At 66.5% G+C, this 16398-nt stretch carries 13 protein-coding genes; all 13 read right to left on the bottom strand.

From position 1 onward, the window contains the following. Nucleotides 1-6 precede the first annotated feature (6 nt). Nucleotides 7-1290 (bottom strand): UDP-N-acetylglucosamine 1-carboxyvinyltransferase, encoded by a 1284-nt coding sequence (gene murA / locus A9Z00_RS05220; RefSeq protein ID WP_296975108.1) that lies wholly within the window; start codon nt 1288-1290, stop codon nt 7-9. A gap of 15 nt (nt 1291-1305) precedes the next feature. After that, nucleotides 1306-2211, bottom strand: a complete 906-nt coding sequence (murB, locus tag A9Z00_RS05225; protein ID WP_296975109.1) for a UDP-N-acetylmuramate dehydrogenase — start codon at nt 2209-2211, stop codon at nt 1306-1308. Between the two features lie 149 nt (nt 2212-2360). Beyond that, entirely contained in the window at nt 2361-3476 is a 1116-nt protein-coding gene (gene murG, locus A9Z00_RS05230) for an undecaprenyldiphospho-muramoylpentapeptide beta-N-acetylglucosaminyltransferase (protein WP_296975110.1), read from the bottom strand. Nucleotides 3477-3483: 7 nt separating this feature from the next. Further along, nucleotides 3484-4581: a stage V sporulation protein E gene (gene spoVE / locus A9Z00_RS05235; protein WP_296975111.1), complete on the bottom strand. Its 1098-nt coding sequence runs from the start codon at nt 4579-4581 to the stop codon at nt 3484-3486. Between the two features lie 44 nt (nt 4582-4625). Then, nucleotides 4626-6047 carry a UDP-N-acetylmuramoyl-L-alanine--D-glutamate ligase gene (gene murD, locus A9Z00_RS05240; RefSeq protein WP_296975112.1) on the bottom strand — a complete coding sequence of 474 codons (1422 nt, stop codon included), beginning with the start codon at nt 6045-6047 and terminating at the stop codon, nt 4626-4628. Nucleotides 6048-6084: 37 nt separating this feature from the next. Beyond that, a complete protein-coding gene (gene mraY / locus A9Z00_RS05245; RefSeq protein WP_296975113.1) occupies nt 6085-7047 on the bottom strand; it encodes a phospho-N-acetylmuramoyl-pentapeptide-transferase in 963 nt (320 codons plus the stop codon). A 13-nt stretch (nt 7048-7060) separates the two neighbouring features. Next, complete coding sequence (locus tag A9Z00_RS05250; protein WP_296975114.1) at nt 7061-8473, bottom strand: UDP-N-acetylmuramoyl-tripeptide--D-alanyl-D-alanine ligase; 1413 nt, start codon at nt 8471-8473, stop codon at nt 7061-7063. Beyond that, entirely contained in the window at nt 8470-9954 is a 1485-nt protein-coding gene (locus A9Z00_RS05255) for a UDP-N-acetylmuramoyl-L-alanyl-D-glutamate--2,6-diaminopimelate ligase (protein ID WP_296975115.1), read from the bottom strand. The genes A9Z00_RS05250 and A9Z00_RS05255 overlap by 4 nt, the downstream gene beginning before the upstream one ends. Before the next feature lie 59 nt (nt 9955-10013). Beyond that, complete coding sequence (locus tag A9Z00_RS05260) at nt 10014-11945, bottom strand: stage V sporulation protein D (RefSeq protein WP_296975116.1); 1932 nt, start codon at nt 11943-11945, stop codon at nt 10014-10016. Nucleotides 11946-12040: 95 nt separating this feature from the next. Then, on the bottom strand, nt 12041-14296 hold the full coding sequence (locus A9Z00_RS05265) for a penicillin-binding transpeptidase domain-containing protein (protein ID WP_296975117.1): 2256 nt from the start codon (nt 14294-14296) through the stop codon (nt 12041-12043). 36 nt (nt 14297-14332) lie between these two features. Next, nucleotides 14333-14743, bottom strand: a complete 411-nt coding sequence (gene ftsL2 / locus A9Z00_RS05270; protein ID WP_296975118.1) for a cell division protein FtsL — start codon at nt 14741-14743, stop codon at nt 14333-14335. A gap of 60 nt (nt 14744-14803) precedes the next feature. Continuing rightward, nucleotides 14804-15766: a 16S rRNA (cytosine(1402)-N(4))-methyltransferase RsmH gene (gene rsmH / locus A9Z00_RS05275; RefSeq protein ID WP_296975119.1), complete on the bottom strand. Its 963-nt coding sequence runs from the start codon at nt 15764-15766 to the stop codon at nt 14804-14806. A 43-nt stretch (nt 15767-15809) separates the two neighbouring features. Next, on the bottom strand, nt 15810-16247 hold the full coding sequence (gene mraZ / locus A9Z00_RS05280) for a division/cell wall cluster transcriptional repressor MraZ (RefSeq protein ID WP_296975120.1): 438 nt from the start codon (nt 16245-16247) through the stop codon (nt 15810-15812). Between the last annotated feature and the right edge of the window lie 151 nt (nt 16248-16398).

Raw genomic sequence — 16398 nt, forward strand, 5'->3', positions numbered from 1 at the left:
GGTCCTTCAGCCGGGAATCACGCGGTTGCTCGGCACGGCGGCAAACCGCATGATCCGCGCGCCGAGACTTGCGAACATCGCCTCGATCCGCTCGTATCCTCGATCGATATGATGAACCTGCTCGACGACCGTCTTGCCCTGCGCGGCCAGACCGGCGATGACGAGCGCCGCACCCGCCCTCAGGTCGGTCGCCTCGACGGTCGTCCCGTAAAGCCGGGGCACGCCGCGGATGACCGCCGAGTTCATCTCGACGCGGATGTCGGCACCCATGCGCACGAGCTCTTCGACATGCCTGAAGCGCTCCTCGAAGATCATCTCTTTCACGACGCTGACGCCGTCGGCCAGCGCGAGCAGCACCGTGAGCTGCGCCTGCAGGTCGGTCGGGAAGGCCGGATACGGACTTGTCACGATCCGCTCCACCGCCTTCGGGCGGATGACGCCGCCCACCCTGATTATATCACCTTCCGTCGCCACTTGAACACCGGCCCGGCGCAGCACGTGAATGAGCGATGTGAGATGGGACGGATTGGCGCCCGTCAGCGTCACCTGGCCGCGCGTCGCCGCCGCGGCGATCATCAGCGTACCGGTGACGATCCGGTCCGGAATGATCCGGTACCGGCAAGGCACGAGGCGCTTCACGCCCTCGATCCGGATCGTGCCGGTGCCGGCGCCCGATACGCGCGCCCCCATGCTGTTCAGGAAGTTCTGCAGATCCTCGATCTCCGGCTCACGCGCCGCGTTCGTGATCGTCGTCGCCCCGTCCGCGAGCACGGCCGCCATCATCAGGTTCTCGGTCGCGCCCACGCTCGGAAAATCGAGATGAATCTCGGTGCCGGTCAGCCTGCGCGCACGGCAGACGATCCGGTTGCCGTCCTCGATGATCTCGGCGCCGAGCATCCGGAGGCCCATCAGGTGCAGATCGATCTTTCGTTCACCGATCGCACAGCCGCCGGGCCGGTACACTTCGACTTCGCCGAATCTCGCCAGGAGCGGTCCCATCAGGAAGATGGACGAGCGCATCTGTCCCATGAGCGATTCCGGAATGTGCGCGGAATTCGCGGAGGTCGTGTCGAGCACGACGGACTGGCCGATCTGCTCCGCGCGGCATCCGAGCGAGCGAAGGATGTCGAGCATGACGTCGATGTCGAGCAGGTTCGGCACGCGGTCAATGATGACCGTGCCTTCCACCAGCATGCCGGCCGCCAGAATCGGCAGCGCGGCGTTCTTCGCGCCCTGGATCGCGATCGTACCGGAGAGCGGCCTGCCGCCTTCCATCACCAGAGTATCCAAAGCTGCACCTCCGATTTACCGCTCACCCACCACCAATACCTCAGGGACCAGTTCGACGCCGAATCGCGCCTTCACGGTCCTCTGGATATGCTCCATGAGGGTGAGGACGTCTTCGGCCTTCGCCTGTCCCGTGTTCACGATGAAATTGGCGTGAATGTCCGATACGGCCGCGCCGCCCACGCGATACCCCTTCAGGCCGGCCGCCTCGATCAGCCGCGCCGCGTGGTCGCCGGGCGGATTGCGGAACACCGAGCCCGCGGTCGGCACCTGCAGCGGCTGCGTCCGCTGCCTGCGCTCCTTGAAAGCCGCCATCGCCGCCGCGATCTCCTTCCGGTCGCCGGATGCAAGCTCGAACGTCGCCTCGACGACGATGCCCGGCATCGTGTGGAGAATGGAATGCCGGTAGCCGAACCGCATCGCCTCGCGGTCAAAACGCACAATTTCACCGTTTTCCGTGACAATCTCGGCCGACTTGAAGATGCGTGACACGTCCGACCCGTGGGCGCCGGCGTTCATGTAGACGGCGCCGCCGACCGAACCCGGAATTCCCCCCGCAAATTCCAGGCCGGTCAGCCCGTGCTTGCCGGCGAGCACGGACAGCTTGATGAACGAGAAGGCGGCGCCTGCGGTGACCGTATGCCCGTCGAACCGCGCGTAGTCGAGTCCGGGTCCGGGCTTGATGACGACGCCGCGGATGCCTTTGTCCAGCACCAGCATGTTCGATCCCCTTCCGAGGATCATCCACGGCACGCCGCGCCGGTGGATCAGCGCGACGGCGGCGGCCAGCTCCCGCTTCCCCCGGGGTATGATCAGGAGATCGGCCGGGCCGCCGATCTTCCAGGTCGTATATTTGGACATCGGCTCGTTCGGCAGCAGTTCCCCGATGTCGGCGCGCTTCAGCTCCTCGATCAGCTCCCGCATGGACGATCCTCCTTCCGGTCGGCCGGCGCTGGACTGAAATGACCCGCGGACCGCAAGCCGGGGCCGCCGCGGAATCGGCGGTCACGATCATGTGACAGTCTATGCCCGGCTCATGTCGAGTGTGACAAAAGCCCAGACACGCTTCGCCTTCAGCGCTTCGCGCGCGCGGCGAGCGCCCGGAGCTCGGCCGTGATCCGCGCGGCGGAATCCGGCGTCGCAAGCGTTCTGGCCGCTTCCGACATCGAGCGTCGGACGGCCTCGTCCCCCATGATCCGCGCGATCTCGCCGGCCAGCTTCGGTCCGGTCAGCTCGCGTTCGACGATCATGACCGCCGCGCCCGCTTCCGCAAGGCTTCGCGCGTTCGCTTCCTGGTGGTTGTGCGTCACGTTGGGGGACGGCACGAGAATCGACGGCACGCCGAGCGCGGTGATCTCGGCGAGCATGGAAGCGCCCGATCGGCTGATGACGAGCGACGACGCCGCGAGCACTTCCGGCAGATTGTCGAGATACGGCACGATCCGGAGCCGGCGGGACCTGTCCGCGGCAAGCCGGTTCAGCCGCTCCTTCGTCTGCTCATAATACGCTTCACCGGTGACGGCAACGAGCCAGACGCCGTCCATCCGGCTTGCGGCTTCCGCTGCGGCGGGAATCGCCTCGTTGAGCGCCCGGGCGCCGCGGCTGCCGCCGACGATCAGCACGATGCGGTCCCCCGGCGGAATGCCGAGCGAGGCGTACCCCTTCGCCTTGTCCGCGTGCAGCGCGTTCGTCGCGCACGGGTTGCCGGTGTGGACGATCCTGCGCCCCCGGCGGAACCGCCCCGCCGACTCCGGGAAGCTGACCGCGATCACGTCCGCATAGCGGCTCAAAAAAGCGTTCGCCAGCCCCGGCTCGACGTTCTGCTCGTGGATGAGCGTCGGAATGCCGAGCCTTGCGGCCGCGTAGACGACCGGCCCGCACACGTAGCCGCCGGTGCCGACGACGACGTCGGGGCGGAAGGCGCGGAGCAGCGCCTTCGAGCGGCGGACGGCGCGCAGGAAGCGGACGATCGTGCGCACGTTGTCGAGCGACAGCCGGCGCTTGAATCCGCTGATCTCGATCGCCTCGAACGGAATGCCGAGCTTCGGCACGATCCGGCTTTCGAGGCCGCTTGCGGAACCTATGTACAGAAGCTCCGTGCCGGGATCCTCCCGCCGGAGCTGGTGCCCGATCGCCGCGGCCGGATAGATGTGTCCGCCCGTTCCGCCGCCGGACAGGACCACTCGCATGGCGCGTTCACCTCGCATATCGGGAGATGTTGAGCAGGATGCCGAGCGCGGTCAGCATCAGCGTCAGCGACGAGCCGCCGTAGCTGACGAGGGGCAGCGTGATGCCCGTGATCGGCAGCAGGCCGATGACGACGCCGATGTTGATGAACACCTGCACGGCGATGATGCCGGTGATGCCGACGGCGAGCAGGCTTCCGAACGCATCCGGCGCGGCGATCGCGGTGCGCAGGCCGCGCCAAATCAGGATGAGGAACAGCAGGATCAGGCCCGAGGCGCCGATGAACCCGAGCTCCTCCGCGAGGATGGAGAAGATGAAGTCCGTCTGCGGCTCGGGCAGGTAGCTGTATTTCTGCCGGCTCTCGCCGAGCCCGAGGCCGATCAGCCCGCCGGGACCGATTGCGTACAGCGACTGGATGATCTGGTAGCCGGAGCCGAGCGGATCCTGCCAAGGATCGAGAAAGCCGGTGATCCGCTTCATCCGGTACGGCTCCGCGATGATGAGGGCGGCGAGCCCGAGCGCGCCGATGCCGGCCAGCGCGCCGAGATGGAGCATCCGGGCGCCCGCCGCGTAGATGACCAGCATCGCCGCGCCGACCATGACCGCGCCGCTGCCGAGGTCCGGCTGCAGCATGATCAGTCCGAACGCGGCGCCCAGAATTGCGAGCGGCGGCAACAGGCCGCGCGTGAAGGCGCCGATCTCCTGCTGCCGGTCCGCAAGATGCTTCGCCATGAACACGATCATCGCCAGCTTCATGAACTCGGACGGCTGGATGCCGAACGAGCCGATGCCGAGCCAGCTCCGCGCGCCGCCGCGCACGACGCCGACGCCGGGAATGAGCACGATGACGAGCAGCGCGAAGCAGGCGATGAGCAGCGCGGGCGCATGTTTCTTCAGCACCCGGTAATCGATGCCCGCCATGAAGGCCATCATGCCGACTCCGAGCGCGGCGAACAGCAGCTGCCGCTTCAGATAATAGAACGCGTCGCCGTGTTCGCGCAGCGCCAGCACGGCGCTGGAGCTGTACACCATGACGAGGCCGAAGGCGAGAATGGCGAGGACCGCCGCGATCATCCACATGTCCGGTGCGGGTCGGGCTTTCGGCATGCTGCGACACCTCTTGCAATCGGATTGGGGGACAGCCCCCTTCGTTACAAGATATGCGCCGCTTCCTTGAAAATACGCCCCCGTTCCTCGTACGACCGGAACATGTCCCAGCTCGCGCAGGCGGGCGAAAGCAAAACGGCGTCCCCCGGCTCGGCGAGCGCGTCCGCCTCCCGCACGGCCCGCTCGAGCGTCGCCGCTGGGCTCTCCGCGGGTTCGATCACGCGGATCAGCCGCACGCCCGCTTCTTCCGCGGCCGCCGCGAGCTTCCGGCGCGTCTCGCCGATCGCGACGAGCGCCTTCACCTTCTCGCGCATCACCGGCACCAGCACGCCGAAATCCGACCCGCGGTCCAGCCCGCCGGCAAGCAGCACGACGGGACCCTTCAGCGACCGGATCGCCATCGTCGTTGCCGTCGGGTTCGTATCCTTCGAGCTGTTGTAGAAACGGACGCCTGCCTTCTCCCGCACGAATTCGAGCCGGTGCTCGACGCCGCGGAACGCGCGCAGCGGAGCCGCGAGCTGCCCTGCAGGCACGCCGGCGGCCAGCGCGGCGGCAGCCGCCGCGGCCGCGTTGGCGACGTTATGCCGCCCCGGGACGCCGAGCTCGTCCACGGGAAGGATCACGTCCGTCACGCCGCCCGACCGCCGGACGATCGAACGCGCCGCGCCGTCGTCTCCCGGCGATTCCGGATAGGGCGGATCGACGAAGACGCCTTCCCCGAGCCGCTGCCGGATCGCAAACGGCACGATCCGGGCCCGGATCCCCCGGACGAGCCGCCGGCATTCCGGGTCGTCCCAGTTGACGACCGCGACGTCGTCCTCCGTCTGGTTTGCGAACAGCTTCGCCTTCGACGCCGTATAATCCTCCATGCCGCCGTGGTAGTCGAGATGCGTCTCCGCCACGTTGGTCAGCACGGCGATGCGCGGCCGGAAATGCACCGTCCCCTTGAGCTGGAAGCTGCTCAGTTCGGCGACAAGCCAGCTCCCGGCGTCCGCTTCCCGGGCCGCTTCGGTGAGCGGCCGGCCGATGTTGCCCGCGACGATCGTCTTCCGCCCCGCCGCCTCGAGCAGCCGGCCGATCAGCGTCGTCGTCGTCGTTTTGCCGTTCGAGCCCGTGATGCCGATGATCGGCGCGTCGGTGAGCCACCAGGCGACCTCGACCTCCGTCACGACCTCGATGCCCAGCGCCATCGCCTCCCGCACGGGCGGTGACGAGTAGGGGATGCCCGGATTTTTCACGACCAGGGCCGTGTCCGGCGTCACGAGCCCCTCCGGATGACCGCCGCAGAGAACGGAAATGCCCAAAGCGGCGAGTTCCTCCGCTTCGGGGCACTGTTCGCGCGGCTTGATGTCGCTCGCGATCGTCTCCGCTCCCAGCTCGTGGAACACCTTGGCCACGCTGACGCCGCTGCGCGCAAGTCCCAGCACGACGACGCGGCGGTTCCGGTATGTCGAGGGATGTTGCATGCTGACACTCCTTCGGATGCCTGCGGACGGCGGACGGCTACACCGCGCCGTTCAGCATGAGGCCGGCGGCGGCGAACAGGAATCCGGCCGCCCAGAACATCGTGACGACCTTCCATTCCGACCAGCCGCCCAATTCAAAATGGTGATGGATCGGGCTCATGCGGAAAATCCGCTTGCCGCGCAGTTTGAACGAGGCAACCTGCAGCACGACCGACAGCATCTCGATCACGAAGATGCCGCCGATCACGATGAACAGGAGCTCGGTCTTCGTCAGGATCGCGACCGCCGCGAGCCCGCCGCCGATGCCGAGGGAGCCGGCGTCGCCCATGAACACCTTCGCGGGATGGGCGTTGTACACGAGAAACCCGAGCACGGCGCCGATCATCGCGGCGGAAAAGACGGCCGCTTCCGGTTCGGCGGCCCTGAGCGCCACGATCGCGAACGCCGCGAACGCGATCGCGCTTGTCCCGGACAGCAGGCCGTCGACGCCGTCCGTGAAGTTGACGGCATTGCCGACCGCCATGAACATCAGGATGACGAACGGATAATAGAAAAGGTAAAGATCGAAGCTGATGTCCGTTCCCGGCACCGCAAGCCGCGTGTCATGCCCCGCAAGGTACAGGATGACGCAGATGACGGCGCCGACCAGGAGCTGCCCCAGCAGCTTCTGCCGCGCGGTGAGGCCGAGCGAGCGCTTCATGGCGATCTTGATGGAATCGTCCAGAAAGCCGACCAGCCCGAATCCGAGCATGGCGGTGAGCAGCACCCAGAATGGCGCCGTATATTCGGCGTATCGGAGGAACGACACGGCGGCGGCCAGCAGGATGATGATGCCGCCCATCGTCGGCGTGCCCGCTTTCTTCAGATGGGTCTGCGGTCCGTCGGACCGCACCTGCTGGCCGAACTTGAGGCGCCGGAGCAGCGGGATGGCCAGCGGCCCCAGCAGCACGGCGATCAGAAAGGACACGCCGAGCGGGAGCAACAGTACAGGTATATCCAAAAAAGGTCTCCTCCTAACCCCGGACAAGCGCGTGCACGATTTCTTCCATCCGCATGCCGCGCGAGCCCTTCACCAGCACGAGATCGTCCGGCGAAAGCTCCGCAAGCAGCCGGCGGACGAGGGCATCCTTGTCCGCGAAATGGATCGCCCGATCCGGCCCGAGCCGTTCCGCGGCGCCGCGGACCGTGTGCTTCGACCGTTCGCCGACGGCCAGCACCGCATGGATCCGGTCGGGGTCTGCGCACGCTCCGGTCTCGTAGTGGAGCCGGTCCTCCTCCGGCCCGAGTTCCAGCATGTCGCCGAGGACGAGCCATTTGCGCCTGTAGCCTTCCAGCTCTCCGACGAAGGCGATCATCGCCTTCACGGAGGCCGGGCTCGCATTGTAGGTGTCGTTCAGCACGACTGCGCCGCACGCGGCGGTGACGGTCTCGAGCCGCATGCCCGACAGCCGGACCGACTGAAGTCCGCGCCGGATTTCTTCGGGCCCGAGGCCGAACAGCGCGCCGACGGCGGCGGCCGCCAGCGCGTTCGCCGCGTTGTGCCGGCCCGGCGCCGGCACCCGGAATTCGCCCGGCCATGCGGGCCCTTCGGGCGGGCGGATCGTGAACGCCGTCTCCGTCGCCGTGACGGCGGTGATCTCCGCAGACCATCCGTCCCGCGCCTCGAGCGCGAACGTCTCGAGGCGCCAGGCGCCGTATCCCGGCGCCCGCTTCGCGCCTTCCCGGAGGAGCGGCTCGTCTCCGTTAATGAGCAGGACGCCGCCTTCTTTCAGTCCGGCGGCCATTTCGAGCTTCGCCTTCGCGATTCCCTCCCGCGACCCGAGCTGCAGGAGATGGGCGTCGCCGACATTCGTGATGACGGCGACATCGGGCCGGGCGATGCGCGCAAGCCGCTCGATCTCGCCGAAGCCGCTCATCCCCATCTCGAGCACGGCCGCTTCCGTATCTTCATCCATCGCGAGAATCGTAAGCGGCAACCCGATGTGGTTGTTGAGATTGCCTTCGGTCTTGTGCACCCGGTATCGCTGCGCGAGGACGGACGCCGCCAAGTCCTTCGTCGTCGTCTTGCCGTTGCTGCCGGTGATGCCGACGACTTTCACGCCAAGCTCGCGGCGGTAGGCGGCGGCAAGCCGCTGCAGCGCGGCCAGCGTGTCGTCCACGAAGAGCAGCGGACGGCCGGAGAGCGCCTCCGGAACGGGGCGTCCGGCCTGCCAGAGCGAGACCGCCGCGCCGCCCGCGAACGCGTCCGCCGCGTAGTCGTGCGCGTCGAACCGCGCCCCCCTGAGCGGCACGAACAGCGTCCCTTCGGCCGGCCGCCGCGAATCCGTCGACACGCCGCGAACTTCGGTCTCTGCGATCCGCGCCGCGGCCTCGTTCATCTCCGCGCCGCACATGGCGGCAAGCTGCGCCGTCGTACGCCTGATCACGTCCGTCTTCTCCTTATCGCTTCGCCGGCGACGAGCCGGTCGTCGAAATCGATTCTGCGATGGCCGATGATCTGATAGGTTTCATGGCCCTTGCCCGCAATCAATACTACATCCCCCGGGCTTGCCATTTCAACCGCTTTTTCGATCGCCGCGCGCCGGTCCGCGATCCGCTCGTAGCGATCCGCCGGCACCCGATCCTCCCTGAGCCCCGCCTCGATGTCGTCCAGGATCGCCTCGGGCTGCTCGGTCCGCGGATTGTCGGAGGTGAGGATACAATAGTCGGCATAGCGGGCGCCGATTTTGCCCATGATCGGTCGCTTCCCGCGGTCGCGGTCGCCGCCGCAGCCGAAGACGAGGATGAGCCGCCGCTCCGCAATCTCCTTCACCGCCCGGAGCACGTTCTCGAGCCCGTCCGGCGTATGGGCGTAATCGACGATCACCGCGAACGGCTGGCCGGCGTCGACCGCCTCGACCCGGCCCGGCACGCCCGGCACGCGCTCCAGCCCCGTCTTGACGACCTCGAGCGGAATTTCCTCGAGGAGCGCGGCGGCGATCGCCGCGAGCGCGTTGTACACGTTGAACTTGCCGACGAGCCGCAGCGCGATGTCCGCCTCGCCGCGGAACGTGACCGCCCGGAACGACGTCCCCCGCGCCGTGATGCGGATGTCTTCCGCGCGCACGTCCGCCGGCCGGTCGATGCCGTAAGTGACCGTCTCCACCGCCGTCGCGCGCGCAAACGCGGCCGACGCGGGATCGTCGGCATTCAGCACCGCGTACGACCGCTCGTCCGGTTCCGCGGGATAGACGTTGCCGAGGCGGGAGAACAGGAGTTCCTTCGCAGCGGCGTACCGCTCCATCGTGCCGTGGTAGTCGAGGTGGTCCTGGGTCAGGTTCGTGAAAATCGCCGTCCGGAACTTCACGCCCTTGACCCGCCCCTGCTCGAGCGCGTGCGACGACACCTCCATCGCGCAATAGCCCGTGCCCTCTGCCGCCATGCCGGCGAGCAGCCGCTGCAGCTCGAGGCTGTCGGGCGTCGTCGTCGACATCGGCAGCGACCGGCCCGCGTAGCGGGCTTCGATCGTGCCGATGACGCCGCAGGTTCGCCCGGCCTCCTGCAGGATGCGCTCGATGAGATGCGTTGTCGTCGTCTTGCCGTTCGTGCCGGTGACGCCGATCACCTTCACCCGCGCGCTCGGGGATCCGTAGAACCGGTCGGACATGACCGCGAGCGCGAGCCGGCTGTCCTTCACCACGATCTGCGGCACGCCGAGGGGCAGGCGGCGCTCGACGACGAGCGCCGCGGCGCCGCGCGCCACGGCCTCCGCCGCAAAATCGTGGCCGTCCACCGTATGTCCCGGCAGACAGAAGAACAGGTCGCCGGGTTTCACCTTGCGGGAATCCGCGCAGAGCCCGCCGGGCCTGAGGTCTTCGCCCTCCAGCCGCGCCATGGCGAGAGTAGCCGCGAGATCACTGAGCCGCATGCGCCGTACCTCCCTGACTGCATCCCGATAGTTTCCATTATGGACGGGCCTGCGCGAATCTAGGCGTCGTCCCTGCCCAGGTAGATGCGGATCGTCGATCCCCGCTCCACCCGCTCGCCCGCCGCCGGCGCCTGCCGGATCACGATCGTGCCGGAACCGGAGGCGGCGAGGTTGAAGTTCATGTTCAAATCCTCATACAGATCGGACACCGACTTGCCGACCAGATTCGGCACGGTGACGATCGGCGTGTCGCCGTAAGTCAGCTTTCGCTCGAGCTGATCTTTTCGCGGCTTCACGCCCAGTTCCGGCAGCGCGTCGGCGAGGATGTTCCGCACGATCGGCGCCGAGACGACGCCGCCGAACTGGATGCCCTTCGGATTGTCGACGGCGACGTAGACGATGATCTGCGGATTGTCCGCCGGCGCGAAACCGATGAACGAAACGATGTGCTCGGTCGGCGAATAGCGCCCGTTCACGACCTTCTGCGCCGTGCCCGTCTTGCCGCCGACCCGGTAGCCGTCAATGAACGCGTTGCGCCCCGTCCCGCGAGCCACGACGCTTTCGAGCGCTTCGCGGATTTTCTTCGACGTCTCCGGCGAGATGACGCGCCGCACCGCCTGCGGCTCGAAGCGCTGCACGACCTCGCCGGTATCGGGGCGGATCAGCGCCTTCGCGACATGCGGCCGGTACAGCGTGCCGCCGTTGATCGCCGCCGATATCGCCGCGACCTGCTGGATCGGCGTGACCGACACGCCCTGGCCGAACGACGTCGTCGCCAGCTCGACCGGTCCGACCCGGTCGAGCTTGAACAGAATGCCGTTCTCCTCGCCCTTCAGATCGATGCCGGTCTTCGCGCCGAAGCCGAAATCGCGGATATACCGGAACAGCGTTTCCTTGCCGAGCCGCTGCCCGAGCGCCACAAAGCCCGGGTTGCACGAATTCTCGATCACCTCGAGGAACGTCTGGCTGCCGTGCCCGCCCTTCTTCCAGCAGCGGAGCCGCGCGCCGCCGACTTCGATCGCACCCGGGTCGTGAAACCTTTCGTGATGCAGATCGACTTTCCCTTCCTCGAGCGCGGCGGCCAAAGTGATGATCTTGAACGTCGAACCCGGCTCGTAGGTCATCCAGATCGGAAGATTCCGGTTGTACACCTCGGGCGGCGCCTCCCGGTAGCGGTCCGGCTCGTAGGTCGGCCGGCTCGCCATGCCGAGAATTTCGCCCGTGTTCGGATTCATCGCGATCGCGAGCGCGGCGTTCGGCTCGAGCCGCGCCATCGCGTCGTCAAGCTCGCGTTCGATGATCGTCTGAATCATGTAGTCGATCGTAAGCTGCAGATGGAGGCCGTCCTTCGGCTCGTGGTAGACATCCGCGGAACCCGGCATCCTGCGGCCGCCCGCGTCCGCGAGGAACGACACGCTGCCGGAGATGCCGCTCAGCATCTGGTCGTAGTACAGTTCGACGCCGGTCAGCCCCTGGTTGTCGATGCCCGTGAAGCCGAGCACATGCGCCGCGAGGCTGCCGTACGGATAATACCGCTTGTTGTCTTCGGCGACGACGATGCCCGGCAGGTTCATCGCGCGGATTTCCGCCGCCTTCTCCGCCGATATTTTGCGGCCGCCCGGCTGGATGCGGACGATCAGCTCCCGCTTCGTCACGAGGCGGTAGACGTCCTCCTTCTTCATGTCGAGGGCGAGCGCGAGCTTCTCGGCCGTCTCTCCGGGATCGCGGATCTGGGCCGGGATGGCCATGACCGTCGGCGAACTGATGTTGTAGGCGAGCCGGACGCCGTTCCGGTCCAGGATCTCGCCGCGTTTCGCCGTAACCGGGATGTTCCGGCGCCAGGACGCTTCCGCGCGGGCCGCCAGTTCGTCACCTTCCCACAGCTGCACATAGCCGAGCCGGACGATCAGCGCGAGAAACGCGACGATGCCGCCGATCAGAATCCGGAAAAGCCTCCGCCTGACCGTAAGGCCCGAAATCCGGTTGCGCATGCCGATCTCCTCCGAAAGGGCGGGGTGGGAGCTTCAAGCTCCGCTTCTCTCCCAGCCTATTCGGACGAGTCCGCAAGTAGAACAGGCCCGGAGCGTCAGCCTCCGCCGCCTTCGGCCTCCGCCGCTTCTTCCGGGCCTTGTTTCTCTTCGCCGGAGGATTCGCCCTTTTCGCCGGCCGTTCCGCCTGCTTCCGCCGTGCCGCCGTCCGGGGGCACGACCGGAACGCCCGGCGGCTCCAGCTCGAGGCGCAGCACCCGGCCGTCCGGGCCCTCCGACAGCGATTGGGATTTGACGAACCCTTCCCCCTCGACGAAGCAGCGCATTTCGAGCAGCGAACAGATTTCGAGCGCGTCGCGCAGCGGCAGCCCGGCCAGATGGGGCACCTGCAGCTTGCTTCGCTCCTCCGTGATCAGATAGATCCGCTGCGAAGGCGAGACGATCGAACCCGCCTTCGGGATCTGTTGCAGCACCTCGGTGCCGCTGCCCACGACTTCGAAGCTGAACGAACGCGCACGCAGCTCCTCGCGGGCCTGCGGGACGGTGAGCTCCGTGACGTCGGGCACCGTGACCACCTTTCCCCTGCGCGCTCCCGCATTCAGCGCCTTCACCGCGTTCGACGGCGCGATGCCGAGATGCCGGAGGCTCTGCAGCATGATCTCCCTGAACACCGGCGCCGCGACGGAGCCGCCGCCCGCATACGGATCGTTCGGCTCGTCGACGACGACGTACACGACGACCTTCGGGTCCTCGACCGGCGCGTATCCGATGAAGGAGACGATGTATTTGCCCTCCGCGTACTCGCCGTTCACGACCTTCTGCGCCGTGCCGGTCTTGCCCGCGATGCGGTAACCCTCGATGTACGCGTTCTTCCCCGTGCCGTCGACGACCACCTGTTCCAGATATTCGCTCACTTTGCGCGCCGTTTCTTCGGAGATGACGCGCCGCACGACCTTGGGCTCGACGCGCTGCACGGTGCCGTCGTTCGGATCTTCGATCGATTCGACGAGCTGCGGCTGCATCAGCACGCCGCCGTTCGCGATCGCCGCCACCGCCGTGACCTGCTGGATCGGCGTCACCTGCACGCGGCCCTGGCCGAAGGTGAGCGTCGCCCATTCCGTCGCGTAGCGCGGCGCGACCATGCCGGACACCTCGCCCTTGAGCGGGATGCCCGTCGGCTGGCCGAAGCCGAACGCGTCGATGTACCGTTTCAGCGTGGCGGAATCCATTTTCTCGTAGCCGAGCTTGACGAACGCCACGTTGCTGGACAGTTTGAGCCCCTCCAGCATCGTGATCTCGCCCCAGCCCTCGCGCCGGTGGTCGCGGATCGTGCGGCCGGCGACCGTGATGCTCCCGGACTTGTACGTCTCGTCCGGATCGAACACGCCTTCCTCGACCGCGGCGGCGAGCGTCACGATTTTGAACGTCGAGCCCGGCTCGTACAGCCCCTTGATCGCGTAGTCGAAATCGGCGCCCGGCTCCGCCTCCCAATACACGTTCGGATTGTAGGACGGCAGCGACGCCATGCCGAGAATCTTCATCGTCTCCGGATCGGCCGCGATCGCCGTGATGCTCTTCGGCTTGTATTTCTCGTAGGCTTCCCGGATCGCCTTCTCGATGTAGTACTGGATGTCCGAATCGATCGTCAGCTGCACGTTCTTCCCGTGCACGACCGGATCGATCTCCACATGGCCGTTCTGAATCTGCACCCGGTTGCCGTCCCGCTCGTACTTGATGCGGCCGTCCTTGCCGCGCAGCAGCTCGTCCAGCGACAGCTCGATGCCGTTCATCGCTTCGCCGGCTTTGTTCACGTAGCCGATCAGATGCGCGGCCATCGTGTTCTTCGGATAGTACCGCTTCTGCTCCTCGAGCAGGTAGAGGCCGACATCCTTCTCCCCGACCCGGTTCCGGAGCTCCTCGCGGAACGCCGCGATCCGGTCGGCCAGATCCTTGTCGATTTTCCAGCCTTCGTTCCTCACTTCGCGCTGGCGGTAAAATTTGCCCTCCGCCGTCCGCTTCGTCGCGATATCATAAAGTTCGTCCTTCGGCTTGCCGAGCAGCTCGTGCAGCCCGTCCACCACCTCGTCGACCAGGCCGAGCTTGTTCAGCATCTCCGGGCTGACCGCCACGGTGTAGCCGGCGACGTCCATTGCCAGCACGTTGCCGTCCCGGTCGGTGATTTTGCCGCGCACCGCCGGGATCGTCTCGGAAGCCGACCAGGTCTCCTTCGCCTTCGCAAGCCAGAAATCGGCATGCACGACCTGGACGACAAAAATGCGGACCACCAGTACGGCAAACAGGAGGGTCATGATCCCCCCGATCGCCAGGGATCTCAGCTTGATGCGTCTGGCCACGGAACCACCCGATCCTTCATCGCCGCGCATCCGTCATCAACGCGCATCCGTCATGGCCGTGCGCTCCGACGAACCGACGACTTCCAGCGTGATGACGTCGTCGAACTCGGGATAGACCATGCCGAGCTCGATCGCCTTCTCCGTGATTTCGCCCGGATCGCTGAGCGTCTCCACCTTCCGCTCCAGTTCCTTGATCTGCAGGTTCAGCTGCTCGTACCGCTGCGTCAGTTCGCGGATTTCGAGATTCATCCGGTAAATCTCCGCATATCGGAACAGGATGACGCTGGCCGCCATGACGCAGACGACCACGGTAAACAGGTACAGCAGCTTCTCCTGAACGGGGAGCGGCTTGCGGCGGATGATTTTCCTGCGAACCTCCTGTATTTCGGGCTCCCGTTCCGGCCGCTTATTCGGTTTCATGGCCAGATTGCCGTGCATGATGGCCATTGTCGTTCCCCCTCTGCTGATGATCGGTCCAGACGGACACAAACGGAATCCTGATGCGGATCAAGGCGCGTCCGGCAGCTTCTCCGCGATTCTCAGCTTCGCCGAGCGGGCCCGCGGATTCGCCGCGATCTCGTCCGCGCCGGGTTCGATCGGTTTCCGGTTGACCGGCCGCAGGACCCCGCGCGCGCCGCAGGCGCACACCGGAAAGTCCGGCGGGCAGGTGCAGTTCCCGACGTACTGCGCGAATACCCGCTTGCAAATCCGGTCCTCCAGCGAATGGAAGGTGATGACCGCCACCCGGCCGCCGGGCTTCAGGCAGGCGACCGCCTGATGGAGCGCCTCCTCCTCCGCGCCGAGCTCGTCGTTCACCGCGATCCGGAGCGCCTGGAACGAACGCCGCGCCGGATGGCCGCCCGTCCGCCGGGCCGCCGCGGGGATCGCCTCCTTCACGATCTCGGCGAGCTCGCCGGTCGTCGCGATCGGCCGCCGCCGGCGCGCCTCGACGATCGCCCGCGCAATCCGGCGTGCGAACCGCTCCTCGCCGTAACGGTCGAGGATCTCCGCGATCGCCCGCTCATCCCAACCGTTGACGATGTCCGCCGCCGTAAGCTCCTGCGTCCGGTCCATCCGCATGTCGAGCGGCGCGTCGTGCCGGTAGCCGAATCCCCTCTCCGCCTCGTCGAGCTGCGGGCTCGAGACGCCGAGATCGAACAGGATGCCGTCCACCTGCGGTACGCCGTCCCGCGCCGGTACGCCGGCCTCCAGCAGCTTCTCCCGGAGATGGCGGAAATTGCTCCGGATCAGCGTGACGCGGTCCATGTACGGAGCGAGCCTTGCGCGCGCGTGCTCGATCGCCGCCTCGTCCCGGTCGAAGGCGATCAGGCGGCCGCCCTCCCGGAGCTGCGCGACGATCCGCTCGCTGTGGCCGGCTCCTCCGAGCGTGCAGTCAACGTAAATGCCGTCCGGCTTCACCTTGAGGCCGTCGACGGCTTCCTCAAGCAATACCGTCACATGATGATACAAGGGTGTTTCCCCCCGGGGCGTGGTGATTCCGCCATTCGGTCGGCTACAGGTTGAAGTCGAAATCGACCAGCTTCTCGGCGATTTCGTTGAACGCCTCTTCGGACTGCCTGTAATAGCCTTCCCATGCCGCCTTGCTCCAGATCTCCACGCGGTTCGATACGCCGATCACGACGCATTCCTTCTCGAGCTTCGCGTATTCGATCAGATGGTTCGGCAGGTTTACCCTGCCCTGCCGGTCCAGCTCGCATTCGACCGCTCCGGAGAAAAAGAACCGGGCGAACGCGCGGGCATCCGACTTCATGAGCGGCAGCGACTTGAGCTTCTGCTCGAGCACGCTCCACTCGGCCTGCGGATAGACGAACAGGCAGTTGTCGAGGCCGCGGGTCACGATGAACTTCACGCCGAGATGCTCGCGGAATTTGGACGGAATCGTGAGACGGCCTTTGTCGTCGATGGAATGCTGGTATTCCCCCATGAACATCCGGCCGTTCCACTCCTTCCCCCAAATCTCCCACTTTGCCCCACTTTACACCACTTAGCATCTACTATTCGCCACCTGTCAGCCAATTCCTGCTGACGTTGGACATTTTCGAAATAAATATTTTACGGGGTTAAGAATGCAGGCCGGCCGG

Origin of the sequence: Thermobacillus sp. ZCTH02-B1, from assembly GCF_002159085.1 — a bacterium.
In the GTDB taxonomy this organism is placed as follows: domain Bacteria; phylum Bacillota; class Bacilli; order Paenibacillales; family Paenibacillaceae; genus Thermobacillus.

What these genes read in the sequence shown, in the direction of transcription:
- A9Z00_RS05255 (WP_296975115.1), bottom strand. Translation starts at nt 9,954, where the DNA reads ATGCGGCTCAGTGATCTCGCGGCTACTCTCGCCATGGCGCGGCTGGAG.
- A9Z00_RS05260 (WP_296975116.1), bottom strand. Translation starts at nt 11,945, where the DNA reads ATGCGCAACCGGATTTCGGGCCTTACGGTCAGGCGGAGGCTTTTCCGG.
- murB (WP_296975109.1), bottom strand. Translation starts at nt 2,211, where the DNA reads ATGCGGGAGCTGATCGAGGAGCTGAAGCGCGCCGACATCGGGGAACTG.
- spoVE (WP_296975111.1), bottom strand. Translation starts at nt 4,581, where the DNA reads ATGCCGAAAGCCCGACCCGCACCGGACATGTGGATGATCGCGGCGGTC.
- murG (WP_296975110.1), bottom strand. Translation starts at nt 3,476, where the DNA reads ATGCGAGTGGTCCTGTCCGGCGGCGGAACGGGCGGACACATCTATCCG.
- mraZ (WP_296975120.1), bottom strand. Translation starts at nt 16,247, where the DNA reads ATGTTCATGGGGGAATACCAGCATTCCATCGACGACAAAGGCCGTCTC.
- murD (WP_296975112.1), bottom strand. Translation starts at nt 6,047, where the DNA reads ATGCAACATCCCTCGACATACCGGAACCGCCGCGTCGTCGTGCTGGGA.
- ftsL2 (WP_296975118.1), bottom strand. Translation starts at nt 14,743, where the DNA reads ATGGCCATCATGCACGGCAATCTGGCCATGAAACCGAATAAGCGGCCG.